This window comes from Nocardia albiluteola, from assembly GCF_018860155.1.
Lineage (GTDB): Bacteria > Actinomycetota > Actinomycetes > Mycobacteriales > Mycobacteriaceae > Nocardia > Nocardia albiluteola.
Map to the genome: position 1 here is coordinate 358,822 of NZ_JAHKNI010000007.1, position 12,566 is coordinate 371,387.

General features: G+C 67.0%; 14 protein-coding genes. 9 read left to right on the plus strand and 5 right to left on the minus strand.

The window, feature by feature from the left end:
- Nucleotides 1-122: 122 nt before the first annotated feature.
- Nucleotides 123-2,924, plus strand: a complete 2,802-nt coding sequence (locus KO481_RS22595; protein WP_215919411.1) for an ATP-binding protein — start codon at nucleotides 123-125, stop codon at nucleotides 2,922-2,924.
- 480 nt (nucleotides 2,925-3,404) lie between these two features.
- On the opposite strand, the gene KO481_RS43215 is transcribed toward KO481_RS22595, so the two are convergent.
- The 3 genes from KO481_RS43215 to KO481_RS22610 form a co-directional block, all read right to left on the minus strand.
- On the minus strand, nucleotides 3,405-3,968 hold the full coding sequence (locus KO481_RS43215; RefSeq protein WP_245401299.1) for a DUF3558 family protein: 564 nt from the start codon (nucleotides 3,966-3,968) through the stop codon (nucleotides 3,405-3,407).
- Between the two features lie 749 nt (nucleotides 3,969-4,717).
- Nucleotides 4,718-4,894: a hypothetical protein gene (locus KO481_RS22605; protein ID WP_215919415.1), complete on the minus strand. Its 177-nt coding sequence runs from the start codon at nucleotides 4,892-4,894 to the stop codon at nucleotides 4,718-4,720.
- A 250-nt stretch (nucleotides 4,895-5,144) separates the two neighbouring features.
- Nucleotides 5,145-5,750 (minus strand): response regulator transcription factor, encoded by a 606-nt coding sequence (locus KO481_RS22610; RefSeq protein WP_215919417.1) that lies wholly within the window; start codon nucleotides 5,748-5,750, stop codon nucleotides 5,145-5,147.
- 173 nt (nucleotides 5,751-5,923) lie between these two features.
- Between KO481_RS22610 and KO481_RS44400 the strand changes: the two genes are divergently transcribed.
- The 5 genes from KO481_RS44400 (at nucleotide 5,924) to KO481_RS22635 (ending at nucleotide 8,939) form a co-directional block, all read left to right on the plus strand.
- Nucleotides 5,924-7,552 (plus strand): sensor histidine kinase, encoded by a 1,629-nt coding sequence (locus KO481_RS44400; RefSeq protein ID WP_215919419.1) that lies wholly within the window; start codon nucleotides 5,924-5,926, stop codon nucleotides 7,550-7,552.
- A 154-nt stretch (nucleotides 7,553-7,706) separates the two neighbouring features.
- The gene (locus KO481_RS22620) at nucleotides 7,707-7,997 is read left to right on the plus strand and encodes a hypothetical protein (RefSeq protein ID WP_215919421.1); all 291 of its coding nucleotides are present in this window, start codon (nucleotides 7,707-7,709) and stop codon (nucleotides 7,995-7,997) included.
- Between the two features lie 20 nt (nucleotides 7,998-8,017).
- Complete coding sequence (locus tag KO481_RS22625; RefSeq protein ID WP_215919423.1) at nucleotides 8,018-8,365, plus strand: DoxX family protein; 348 nt, start codon at nucleotides 8,018-8,020, stop codon at nucleotides 8,363-8,365.
- 164 nt (nucleotides 8,366-8,529) lie between these two features.
- Entirely contained in the window at nucleotides 8,530-8,691 is a 162-nt protein-coding gene (locus KO481_RS22630) for a hypothetical protein (RefSeq protein ID WP_215919425.1), read from the plus strand.
- Nucleotides 8,688-8,939: a hypothetical protein gene (locus tag KO481_RS22635; RefSeq protein ID WP_245401300.1), complete on the plus strand. Its 252-nt coding sequence runs from the start codon at nucleotides 8,688-8,690 to the stop codon at nucleotides 8,937-8,939. Before KO481_RS22630 ends, KO481_RS22635 begins: the two co-directional genes overlap by 4 nt.
- Nucleotides 8,940-9,076: 137 nt before the next feature.
- Here the strand turns inward: KO481_RS22635 and KO481_RS22640 are convergent, their stop codons facing one another.
- Nucleotides 9,077-9,928: an isocitrate lyase/PEP mutase family protein gene (locus KO481_RS22640; RefSeq protein ID WP_215919427.1), complete on the minus strand. Its 852-nt coding sequence runs from the start codon at nucleotides 9,926-9,928 to the stop codon at nucleotides 9,077-9,079.
- A 396-nt stretch (nucleotides 9,929-10,324) separates the two neighbouring features.
- Between KO481_RS22640 and KO481_RS22645 the strand changes: the two genes are divergently transcribed.
- Entirely contained in the window at nucleotides 10,325-10,606 is a 282-nt protein-coding gene (locus KO481_RS22645; protein ID WP_215919429.1) for a hypothetical protein, read from the plus strand.
- Nucleotides 10,607-10,608: 2 nt separating this feature from the next.
- Nucleotides 10,609-11,094, plus strand: a complete 486-nt coding sequence (locus KO481_RS22650) for an SLOG cluster 4 domain-containing protein (RefSeq protein ID WP_308166739.1) — start codon at nucleotides 10,609-10,611, stop codon at nucleotides 11,092-11,094.
- Here KO481_RS22650 and KO481_RS22655 read toward each other — a convergent pair.
- Nucleotides 11,071-11,241 (minus strand): hypothetical protein, encoded by a 171-nt coding sequence (locus KO481_RS22655; RefSeq protein WP_215919692.1) that lies wholly within the window; start codon nucleotides 11,239-11,241, stop codon nucleotides 11,071-11,073. The two genes, KO481_RS22650 and KO481_RS22655, sit on opposite strands and share 24 nt — an antisense overlap.
- A 411-nt stretch (nucleotides 11,242-11,652) precedes the next feature.
- Between KO481_RS22655 and KO481_RS22660 the strand changes: the two genes are divergently transcribed.
- Nucleotides 11,653-12,291 (plus strand): HD domain-containing protein, encoded by a 639-nt coding sequence (locus KO481_RS22660; RefSeq protein ID WP_308166740.1) that lies wholly within the window; start codon nucleotides 11,653-11,655, stop codon nucleotides 12,289-12,291.
- Nucleotides 12,292-12,566: the final 275 nt, after the last annotated feature.

Here is a 12,566-nt window from a genome sequence, read left to right on the forward strand (position 1 = left end):
TGGTTTCGGCTTGGCCGGGTGTGCTTTCAGCATCGCTGCGGGAAGGGCCTGCACACATCCGTGCCGACCACGGATCGCACCACGGATCCCGGATCCGGGGCGGGTACGGCACACTGGGTGGCGTGGCGGCGACGGTAGACATTTCGGCTCGGGAGGCCGAGGTGCTGGAACTGGTTGGGGAGCACCTGAGCAATGCCGAGATCGGCGCCCGCCTGTTTATCTCGGTCCGCACGGTGGAGAGCCATGTCTCCTCGTTGCTGCGCAAATTGGAGGTGCCGGACCGACGTGCGCTCGCGCAGCGCGCCGCATCGTCTGTTCGTGCGGACCGGTCGCATCCGACGACGCCGGTGCTGCCTGCTCCGCTGACCTCCTTCATCGGCCGGACTCGGGAGCGGGCCGAGTTGGCCGAATTGCTCGGGCAGCACCGCCAGGTCAGTGCGGTGGGCCCGGGCGGGGTGGGCAAAACCCGGCTGGCATTGGCGGTCGCGGCCCAACTGGCCGGCGACTATGCCGATGGGGTGTGGTTCGTCGATCTGGTTCCGATCACCAATTCCGAGGTGCGCGCCGTCGCAGGCACCGCCGCGCTCGCCTTGGGTCTCGGCGAGCAGCCTGGTCGAGGGATCGACGAGTCGGTGTTGGCTGCACTGGCCGATCGGCATGCGCTGGTGGTGTTGGACAACTGTGAGCATGTGCGCGCGGGGGTAGCGCCCTTCGTCGAACGGCTACTTGCCGCCTGCCCGGGGGTATCGGTGCTGGCGACCAGTCGGGCCCGGCTTATGGTGCCGTTCGAACGGATCTATGTCGTGCCGCCGATGTCGCTGGCCGGTGCGGGCGGGTCGGACGCGGTCGATCTGTTCATGGACCGCGCCGCCGCGAGCGGCTGGCCGCCGAATCACGCGCTGCGAGATCAGGTTGCCGAGTTCTGTGCCCGGCTCGATGGTGTGGCGCTGGCGATTGAGCTGGCCGCCGCCCGCTGGACCACACTCGGGCTGGACGGCCTCACCGCCGGTCTCGCCGATCAGCTGCGAATGCTCGCGGGCGGCGCCCGGGAACAAGACCGGCACCGGTCGGTGCGGGCGGCGCTGGATTGGAGCCACACCCTGCTGGATTCGGCCGACCGCGTCGTGTTGCGTCGGGTGTCGGTGTTCATGAAGTCGTTCTCGGTCGCGGCGGCGGCGGAGGTCGTCGGGTCCGAAAAGGGAGTCGTCGCCGACGGATTGGCTCGGCTGGTAGAGCAGAGCCTGCTTGCCGCGACCCCGGCGGCGCATGGAATCGAGTACCGCGCGCTGGAAACGATTCGCCAGTACGGCGTGGAGCAGCTCGCCAACGCCGGTGAGCTGGACGATATCCGGTCGCGACATTTGCAGTGGTGCCTGCGCCAGGCCGCCGAGCTGTCCACCGTGCAGGTTGACTGGCGGACTCAATTCGACGCCGTGGCGGATGATTTCCGCGCCGCGCTGGCCTGGGCGGCCGACCGGCCTGGGCAGCGTGCGGATGCCGCTCGCCTGGCCCAACACCTGGCGCGACTGTTGTTCGGCAGGCACCTCCTCGGCGAATCCCTATGGCGTTACGAGCAAGCGGCCGGTCTCGTCGATGACCCGGCCGTCGCCAACGCCATGCTGCGCGACGCGGCGGCGGTAGCCGGATGCCAATTGCGCGGCGACGACATGTACCGCTGCTACCGCGCGGCCGCCGATGCCGCCCGGGCGGCCGGGAACGATGCGGGCGCCGCCCACGACCTGGCGACGGCCGTCGCCACCGCCTACCGGTTCGCCACCAAATTCGTCCGCGGCCTGGCGCCGGACGAGGCGGACATGCTCATTGCCGAGGCGCGGGAGCTGTCCGGAACGGATCCAGCCGCTCGAGCGGCGGTGGCACTGGCCGCGGCCGGGCAGACGCTGACCGCGGCCTTCGCGGCCAATGACCCACTGGGCGATGCCGCATCCGAGACGATTGCCGTCGCCGAGCGGGCGGTCGAGCTCGCGCACCGCACCGGAGATCCGCTCGCCGAATCCGCCGCGCTCGACACCTTGGCGGGCGCGCAGAGTTGGGTGGGTGACACCTTCGCCGCCGCGGCCACCGCCCGACGACGGGTAGCGTTGCTGCACAATGTCTCTGCTACCCCGGCAGGCACCCATGAGCTGGTCGAAGCGCTCGGCGAGGCGGTCGAGGCCAGCCTCGGCACCGGCGATCTGCACGACGCTCGCCGTTGGGCGCAGCAGCTCGCGGATCATCCGCTGCTGGCCGAGGTCGGCCATCGCGCCACGAGCTGGCTGTTAGTGACCGATGCGTTGCTTGGCAATGTTGCAGCGGTACTCGCGCACAGCGAGCGGTTCCTCGAAGCATGGCGGCGGGCGGGCAGCCCCGATCATTCAGTTCTCGGTCCGGCGGTGGCGGCGGTCGCGATGGTGCACGGCCTGCGCGGGGATCGCGACGCCTACGTCGCCTGGAGTGCGATTCTGTCTCAGCTTGGTGGCGGTCCGGAGCGCACGCAAGGCTACGGTGCGGTCTTCAACGCCATGGTCCTGCTGCACGACGGCTATGCGCGCGCCGCGCTGGAGCGGATGGAGCCCGCCCCCGGCGAGGTCTGGCGTTCGGTCACCTGGATCTGGCTGCACTGGTACGTCGCGCTGCGCGCCGAAGCCGCCGTCCTGGCCGGGCGCGCCGAAGCGGTGGACCGCCTGGCCGAAGCCCGAATTGTCGTGACGGGCAACCCCATTGCCAGTGCCATCGTGGCACGCGCCGAGGCAGTGCTCGACGGCGACCAGGATCGCGTGCTTGCCACGGCGGCCGCTTTCGACGCCGCAAGCTGCCGCTACCAGGCCGCCCGGACCCGGGTACTTGCCGGTGCTGCGCAGGCCGTCCGCGGCGCCGCCGAACTTGCCGAGATCGGCTGCGCGCCAATGGCTGCTGCGCAACGATAGGAACCCGCTGCGGGCGATTCGGTGCGCGGGATTCGCATCGGATTCCGGCCGTTGCGGGGGTAGGGCGAGCAGTCCGCTGGCGGTGGTCGGACGACCGCTCGGATCGATGGTCTCGTATGTCAAGCGATAGGTTTCGACGCCGAATCGGACTGCGCTGGTGTCGAATCTATTGCCTGCCAGTGTGGCCTCGAGGTCGTCGGACGAGTACATGTGCAGATGCTCGGCTTTGACGAGTCGTCCGCGAGTCCCGTCCGGCGGTGTTGGATGTGCCGACTCCGATGAACGATCGCACCCTGTCGTCAGCGCCGAGGTTCCGAGAACCAATGCGGCACCGACAATTCCCGCGGTCAGTCGGATTCTGCGGGCTCGATGAGTGCGATGGGTCTGGGTAGTCACTACGCATGTGCGCCGACAACCGACGGGGCGGCGACCTTGGACTGTGCTGCCCCGGCAGGGGCTGCGAATGTCCGGTGACGCGGGTTAAGGGAGTGACCTGAGAAGGGCTGCTCCGAGACGGTTCGCTTCGGCGCAGGGTTCGCCTTCGCCGGTCTGGACCCGTGCGTTGCGCACTGTGAGCACGATGCTGCCGAAAGCGGCCGGCGTTCCGGTGTAGCAACCCAGCTTGTTGGTGTCCTGCGCCGCGCGAAACACGACCACATCTCGGCCGTAGTACTGAGTCCTGTGCACGTCGTTGTACCTACCGGAGGCGAGCTGATCGTCCAGGGTGTTATTGGAGGCGGTGACGACCAGTTCGTAGGACTGATCGGCGGATTGCCACTTGCAGATGCGCGCGGCCGGGTTCCCGGCGTCGGCCACACGGCTCTTGGAGGACGTGTTCACACCCGCCGCGCTGAGCGCGGATTCCGACAGCGAGCATGCGTCCCACACGGATTCGGTGGCGGGGGCCGTTGTGGTGGAAGGGTTTCCAACTGCGGTGGTGGGGGGTGCGGTGTTCGCGGTCGTGGTGGCGGTAAGGGTCGCCGAGACAGGTCCACTCGGGCTCGGCGAGCTGTTCACCGCCGTGCCGCAAGCTGCGAGCAGCATCGCGGCTCCACATGCTATTGACGCGAGACGGCTCCCGGGCGCGCCCCAACTCCCCTTCGAGAGTTGACGAACCGTCCACGTTTTCGGACTTATGGTCTGTTCGTTGGATGATCCTCCAACTCCGGTAGCTGAGCTAACTGCCCCCGATTGTTGGGGGTGTGCTCGGGGCAGCGAGGTGATCGCTTTCCGCCCGCACGCGAACGGTGTAGGCCGGGTGGCTGAGCCGTGCCGATTCCTGTCGGTGCCTGCTGGCAAGAGTAAATCCTTTCCGTGGCAATCGTTTCCCTGGACGGGTACCGGTGTCGGCGGCGGAACGACTCGGGTGTTCGGTGGCCGATCGGACCTCCAGCCAGGTCAGTGCGGAAGCCCGTTGGGGAAGCAGACAGGACGCCAGATAGTTCCGCAGGCAAGGTTGTTCAGATCGGCCGAACCACTGGCAATTCCGCTGTTTGCGTTCACCTGCGACTCGCTCGCCTGGGGTCTGATCGGTGTCTCGGCCTGCGCGGGAGCGACGGACATCAGAACGGCACCGGTCAATAGCGCAGCAGGGACGACGACGCGATTTACTCGAAACATTTCAGCCCATTTTCTCACGTTGGATCCGGTCAAGGAGATGGCCTTGATGACCGTATCGAAAGGGCCGCCCTGTCCGTTAACGCATCCAAACGTCTTGCGTCGCAGTCGAATCGGTCTGCCGTCAGGTGGGTTTGGATGAGCTACCCGATTACCGAGTTCTGGAGCCGGTTCGGTCAGCAGACTCCGGGCACTTCACCGTGCAGGAGGATTTGAATGAAGCAGTCCAGATTCGCGCTGCCGGTACTCAGACCCGGCGCGGGAGTCGCGTTTGCCTCAGAGGCATTCACCATTGCCGCGAGCATGAGAGTCGCGGCCGCCACGGAAACAACCGCCTTGCGTTTGATGCCCACACTGATCTCCTTGTCCTCGTGCCGAGTCTCGGCGTCCTGTGACATGGCGCGATCGGTCCGCTGCGGCCGATTCGGGCACGCTCGACTCCGCGTATGCCTCATTCCACATGGAAGACTCTCACATGCAAACATCGACTATTCCTATAGTTGGGAAGTGCAGGTCGCACGCCCCTTCCAGTTGGTTCCGTTCGACGGGTCGGATCGAGATTGCGCGAGCTCCTCCCTCCGCTTTTCACCTAGGAAGACGGCGCTACAGCCAGCCAGCGTCGGTGGCACGGCGTACGGCGTCGACGCGGTTGCGCGCTTGCAGTTTGGCCACCGCGGCGGCCAGATAATTGCGCACGGTGCCGTACGACAGGTGCAGGCCTGTGGCGATCTCCTTGGGATCCGCGCCGGCCGCGTAACGGCGCAACACATCCACCTCCCGCTCGGACAGGGGGCTGTCCGCGGTGCGCAATGCGGTGAAGGCCAGGCTTGGGGCCAGGACCACACCACCGGCGGCGACGGTGCGCACCGCCTGCAGTAGCTCCCGGCGCGGGCTGTCCTTGAGCACGAAGCCGGCGGCGCCGATCTCGGTGGCACGCTTGACGTATCCGGGGCTGTCCAGCGCGGTCAGGATCAGGACCCGGCAGTCCGGGCAACGGTCACGCAGCCCGATCGTGGCGGTCAGCCCGTCCTGGCCGGGCAGGTCGATATCCAGGATGGCGACGTCTGCACGCTCCGCGATTGCTGTGGCCACGATCGACTCGCCGCGATCAAGTGCGGCCACGACCTCGACGTCGTCCTCCAATTCCAGTGTCGCTACGAGGGTCTCGCGCAGCAGACGCATATCCTCGGCCACCAGAACTCTGATCATGGTCATGCTCCTCACCGCAGGTCAGGCCGCAGTGCGCTTGCCTCGACGGCCCTTCCTGATATGCAATCATCGGCGTGTCTGTTTTGCCCCGCTTCACCGGGTATCTGTTCTTGGTTCTGTTCACGGTTTCGGTGTCACTGAGCGGAGCAGGTGCGGTACCGGTGATTTGCTGTGTGGCGCAAGTCGGCCTGCTCGTGTTGGCGCACCGTCGGCCTGGCAGCCGGGCGTGGGTACCGCCGGTCCAACTGCTGGTCACCTGCCTGTCGCTCGCCATACCGACCGGGGGCACGGCGAAGCTGGCCTGCCTGCTGGCGGCCACGATCCTGGTCTGCCTGCCCAGGCGGTGGGCCCGGATCGGATTCCTGCTGGTCGTCCTCTGTTCCGGCGGCGTGCACGGTGGCTGGCACGGTCACCTCACCGCCGCCGTGACCACGGCGGCGATCGGCCTGGTGGTCTATGTGCTGCTCCGCCTACCGGTGCTGACCGATCGACTGGCATCGAGCCGGCACGAACTCGCCGAACTGACGTTGACCCGGGAGCGCCTGGAGACGACGCAACGGCTGCGTGCGGCGCTGGGCGGTCGGCTCACGAACGTGATCGACCTGCTGCAGCGTGCCCGCGCAGCGGCCGGGACAGACCCGCAGCGCGCGCGGGACGCCGTCGGCACGGCCGGCGGCGCCACCCGGGAGATCATCGACACCGTCCGGCAGACGGCGAACCTACATCGCACTCTCACCAGGTTGCCCGTGGACGAGACGTTGATTTCGCGGGCGGTACCGCAGCTCACGCTGCTCGCACTGGTCGTCGGTCTGGCCGGGTGGACGGCGATCGAAACCCTGGAGATCGGGCGACCCTACTGGGTGACCACGCTCGGCGGCACGACGATGGAGGTGTTGCTGCTGGCCCAGCTGTGGCGGCCGCGGTGGGCCATCCGGCTGCTGCTGGCGCAGGCGGCGCTCGCGCTGGTGCCTTTGCCGTGGCTGGGGGCCTGGTCCGTCTGGCTGATGCTGCTGTCGGTGTCGACGCTGCTGGCGTTGCCCGGTGCGCCTGCGGTGCTCGTCGTGGTCGGCCTGTTCACGCTGCGGGCCGCCTACTCGGTGCCGACCCCCGGGCTGCCCGGCCACGGTGCCTGGCTCGTGCCGGCCGCCGAGGCCACGCTCGTGTTGTTCGGGCTCGCCCGGTTCCGCCAGCTCTCGATCCAGCTGAACGAGGCTCGCGCGGCGCTGGTGCGGATCACCGTGCAGGTCGAGCGCCTTCGCATCGCGCGTGACATCCACGATCTGCTGGGCCTGACACTGTCGGTGCTGGCATTGAAGTGCGACCTCGTCGGCGAACTGGTGACCCGGAGCCCGGACCGGGCGGCGGCGGAGATCGACCAGGCGCTGCGAATCGCCATCAATGCCCGGACCGAGGCGATCGCGCTGGTGGACGACACCACCGCCCGCTCGTTACGTCACGAACTGCAGCTGGCCCGACAGGCACTCGCCGCCGCCTGCAGCGACGTCGACGTGGCCTACGACGAGGACCTGCCTGAGCGGGCGGGTGCGGTGCTCGCGCCGGTGGTGCGGGAAGCGGTCACCAATGTGCTCCGGCACAGCATGGCCACCCGGGTGGCCATCGAATGCCAGCAGCGAAACGGCCGGCTGCGCCTGAAGATTCACAACAACGGCGCCACCGGCGTGCGCGGTGGCGACGGGCAGGGGCTGCGCAATATGCGCGCGCGGGTGACCGACGCGGGCGGGTCCTTCGCTGCCTCGGCCGCCGGCGAGGAGTTCCTGCTCACGGCATGCATTCCGTGCTGATATCGCCGAGCTGACATCGCCGACATGCAGAATGCACGGTGCGGACCTGTATACCGCACACGCGGCCGGTGCCCGGGGCACTACTGACGGCGGCGCTCGGATGTGAGGCTTTTCGTTGTCACCAAGACCACGAAAGTCACGAAGGAGCTACGTCATGGCCGTGCTGAGAGTGCACCGCTACCGCGTCGCCGACGGCGATCTCGACACTCTGCTCACGCAGCGTGCCACATTGATCGACGGAATCCGCAAGGCCGTACCGGGATTGACCCAGACCCGCCTCACGCGACTGGAGGACGGCAGCTACACCGATACCTGGTGCTGGGAATCGGCCGAGCAGATGCTCACCGCGCTCGGTGCGTCCCAGGGCCTTCCGCTCACCGCTGCGGCGATGGCGCTGACCGCGGACGCGACCGTCCAAAACGGCGAAATCGTCGACGAGCGCTAGTATTTCAGAAAGAGTCAGCAATGAATATCGCATATCACATCGTCGGTGTCGTCGCCGCCCTCTGGGTCGGCTTCTCCGGCTATTCGCTGTTCGCGCAGAAAAAATTCGTCGCCGATCCACTCGTCGAATACGGTGTGCCAAAGTCCTGGTGGAACTGGCTGGCACTGGCCAAATCCGCAGGGGCACTGGGCCTGTTCGTCGGATTCTTCGTCCCCGCCCTCGGGATCGCGGCCGCCGCGGGGCTGATCCTGTACTTCCTCGGTGCGGCCGCCACCACGCTCCGCGCGCATTCCTACAACACCACGGTGTACCCCGTGCTGTATCTGGTCCCCGTCGTCGCCACCCTCGCCCTGCAGATGACCCGGTAGGCGAATGCGGCCGGGCCGTCGGCGAACGTCGATACGCCGGCCGCATACCGCGGACGCACAGCGGACCCGTTGATGCGCTACCGAAGCTGTTCGCGCCCCGTACCTGAACCCGTCGAGGTGAATCATGCCCGTCCCCAGCGATTCCGCGGCCGCCGGCCACCTGGATGCGATACGCCGGCAAGCCCGGCACGGGCTCGCTGCTGCGGCCCGATCCACCCGAGCAGGTGGCCGCGCTCGCACAGGAGGCCCACGCGGCCGAGCTGGCCCGGCTCGAGGCACTCCGATCGCATCAGGTGCGAACCTCCATCGTGGAGCCGACCCGATGATGCTTCGGCCGCACCGGCGCGCACGCCACAAACACCCGACTGGGGACTACGGCCTGCTGACCGCCGCCGCGACCGTGACCAGCGACGAGTCCGCCCGCACGGTCTGCCACCTACTCGGCGCCAATGGCGTACGGGCTACCTCGGGCCCCACCGCCGACGCAACCCCATGGGGTGGCCGGATTCTCGTCCTCGTCTTCCCCGAGGACGCACCACGCGCCTACCAGGTGCTTTGCAGGCACGTGAGCTGAATTACCCGGCAGCAGACGGCACCCGCACATTCGGGCGCCGAAATGAACGTTCCGCGGTGAGGGGCCACCAGGGTTGTTACACGCCATGCGGGTCGATGTGTTGCCACCGCATCACCGCCGCAGCATCGTCACCGTGCCTACGCGAGGTCGGCGCGCCGATGGCGGGAGATGTTGGCCTCCAGCAAGGCAGTCGACGAGGCCACACCCACACCGCTCGCGCCGATCTCGGGCAAGCGTCCGTCCTCGGAACGCAGTTTCAGCAGCGCCTCGGTCATCGCCGCGTGCGCCGCGAACAGGCACGCCGTGGAGTAGATCGCCGCACCGACTCCGAGAGCCTCGAGTTCGGTCAACGACAGCCGCGGCGAGAGCCCGCCGGCGATCTGGTTGAACACCAGCGGTTTTGCGCCGATCACACCGCGGACCTGCCGGATCCTCTCCACACTGCGCACACCGTCGACCAACACGGCATCGGCGTCGGTTGCGGCCAAAGCCTCCGCACGACGCAGGATCTCGTCCTCGTCGGTGGCGTCGGTCCGCGCGACCACCACCAGATCGGTGCGCGTATGCAGCACCAGGTTCAGCTTCTCCAGATACTGCTCGAGCGGCAGGATCTGTTTACCCGCCACATGACCACACCGGCGCGGACGCTGCTGGTCCTCCAGAATCGCCCCCGAGGCGCCCAGCATCTCCAATTGCTCGACCACATGGCAGGCGACCTCCACGTCGGCGTACCCGTCATCGATGTCGACCAGCAAATGCCGGTCCGGAAACGCCAGACGCAACCGCTGCACGAACCCGACCATGTCAGGCCAGGCGATGAACCCGATGTCGGGTAGCCCATAGTGGGATGCAGCGAACCCGAAACCGGACACGAACATCCCATCGAAATACTGCGCGGCGATCGATGCCGAATACATGTCGAAAATACCGATCAACGGTGTCACCGCCGAACGGCCGATCTCCTCACGCAACGCAGTGCCGTACTGCATGATCTTCTGCCTTCCGCCTGTGCAGGGCGCTCGGCCGGTGAGACCGGCCGACCGTCACGATGGCTGAATCCGGTGGAACAGCTCGACCTCCGCTCACCCCCGAGATGGTGATGCAGCACGGACCTGGCGACGCCAGGCCTTGCGCTGGCGGGAACCGATATCTACAGACTGCTCCTTCGCCGCTGAGAACGCACCCGACATACTTTGCGGAGGTCGGCCCTGAGCCTCGCCGGTCTACCGCCTCGTCGATGATGGCCGGCAACGTCAGGAATCTGATCGCCAGAACAGCGGGCCCACGCTGCCTCCAACAGCAGGGCGGTCGCCACCATGACGACCCGCGGAGCCGACCAGCCGGCGCGCATGCTCGTTCCAGCAGGGGCACTGAGCACCGACCGGATGTCCGGCGTTTCCGTCACGGTGCGGTGGAACTCGCCTGGGTCGGGCCGTCGGCACAATGAACTCGCCCTCGATCACGCGGAAGGAGCCCCGGCTATCTGCACTGCCGAAAGTCCGCCGGAATTCGTCGCGGCAGCCGAACTCGACGCCGCCCGAGCCTATCTCGGCCTCGGCGATCTAGAGGCCGCCAGCGCACGCATCAACCGAGTGCGCACCGCCCGCGAGCTCCCCGACCGGATTAACCTCTTCACCACCTACACCGCAGAAAGCAGCAAGGAGTGACAGTGCCCCCGATCCAGGTCGCCGTCTGCGGTCCCCGCAACTGCACCGACACCGACGCGGCCAACGCGCGTGCCGTGGGCCGACTCCTCGCCGAAGCCGGCGCCACAGTGCTCTGCGGCGGAGGGCGCGGCGTCATGGCCGCCGTTGCCGAAGGAGCCTCAGTCGCGGGCGGACTCGTCATCGGCATTCGGCCCGACACCGACCCCGACGCAATCTGCGACGGCCTATCTGCGGTCCTCTATACCAATATGGGCGAAGCGCGGAACGCCATCTTGATCTGGTCCGCCGACGCTGTCATCGTGATCGGTGGATCTTGGGGCACTCTCTCCGAACTGGCGCTGGCCAACCGTCGCGGAGGCGTATCCGTCGTATCCCTCGGCGGGTGGCAGGTCCGAGACGCTGACGGATCTCCAGTCGAATCAGCCTCCACCGCAACAAGTCCTGAAGACGCAGTCTATCGAGCACTACGGACCAGTCCGACAGCTTGAAATAGCGTATCGCCAGAAAATCATTGCCCGCTCGCCGAGAATGCCAGCCGGGCGCTGCACGCCGCCCGTCAGGCGCTCGCGCTCGGCGAGATCGGAACGCTGGGACAACAACTCGAACAGCTCCGCGCCGAGACCGAAGAAGCCCACTGTTCCGACGATGAGCGGCGACGGCTGCTCGAGATGTGCCAGGCTGGGCTACGACGAGTTGCCTGGGCCGCGGGCCGGCACACGACAACTCCGCACTGAACAGCAGAACCGGACGCCCGCGACCCTCGTCACCAGGTAGGTCAGGACGAACCGACGGGCGGTTCATCGGATCCCCCGAGCGGATCACCTCGACAGAGCCATTGTTCACACATCCCCCGGGGAGGAGGGTGGGTATGTCCGGGTGGCGCCACCGGGGCTCCACCGCGACTTGACTGCCCAGCCGAGCAGCTCATGGTGCGTGGGCAGACACGTATCGCGGCCATAGCCATACGTGCAGGGCGTTGTGGGTGGCCAAGTCGGACGAATTCCGTGCGCGAACAAGTTGCCAGGCCAAACGAAAGGAGGACATTCGTGACCGAGCACATTGCAGGTATTCCAATTCCTGATAGCCGGCTGACTGCCGAAGCGACCGAATTGGTGCGCGACTGCTCGCCGCCACTGCTGTTCCATCATTCGCGCCGCGTCTACCTTTTCGGGATGCTTCAAGGACGCCGGCGCGGTTTGGAGCCCGATCAGGAGTTGCTCTACGTCGGCGCGATGTTCCACGACCTGGGCCTGACCGATGCCTACCGCACCACGAGGCAACGGTTCGAGGTCGACGGCGCCGACGAGGCGCGACGCTTTCTCGGCGCACACAGCCTCGACGACGACAGCCTGCGGCGGGTGTGGACCGCTATCGCGCTGCACACCACCCCCGGTATTCCTGAGCATATGGAGCCCGAGGTCGCGCTGGTCACGGCGGGCGTGGAGACCGACGTTCTGGGAATCGGCTATCACGATCTGGATCCAGCCGATATCCGGGCCGTGGTCGCCGCCCATCCTCGCCCAGACTTCAAGCGTCAGATTCTCGCGGCTTTCACCCATGGCTTCGCCGATCGCCCGGAGACCACATTCGGGACGATGAACGCCGATGTTCTCGCCCATTTCGTGCCCGGGTTCACCCGAACCGACATGGTCGAGGTCATCGAGGACAACCCCTGGCCCAACTAGGGACTGACGCCTCGGCGGCTAGGGCCCGATCGAGTGCGTTGGTGATAGCCGCTCGGTTCGTATAGAGCTACCGTTGGGAGAGTAATTGGCGCTCAGCCCGCAGGTCCGAAGAAACAACACGATCCTCGAGGTTCGCACTCAGGGGGCGTACGAGTTTCCCGGCCTGAGGGGGACGGATGTGAACTATCCCGGTGACGTCGGTACTCGTCCGCGGGCCGCGGGAACAGGATCGAGGCGTCCATCCGGAACAGGCGTTGACACGCAAAGCGGCTACC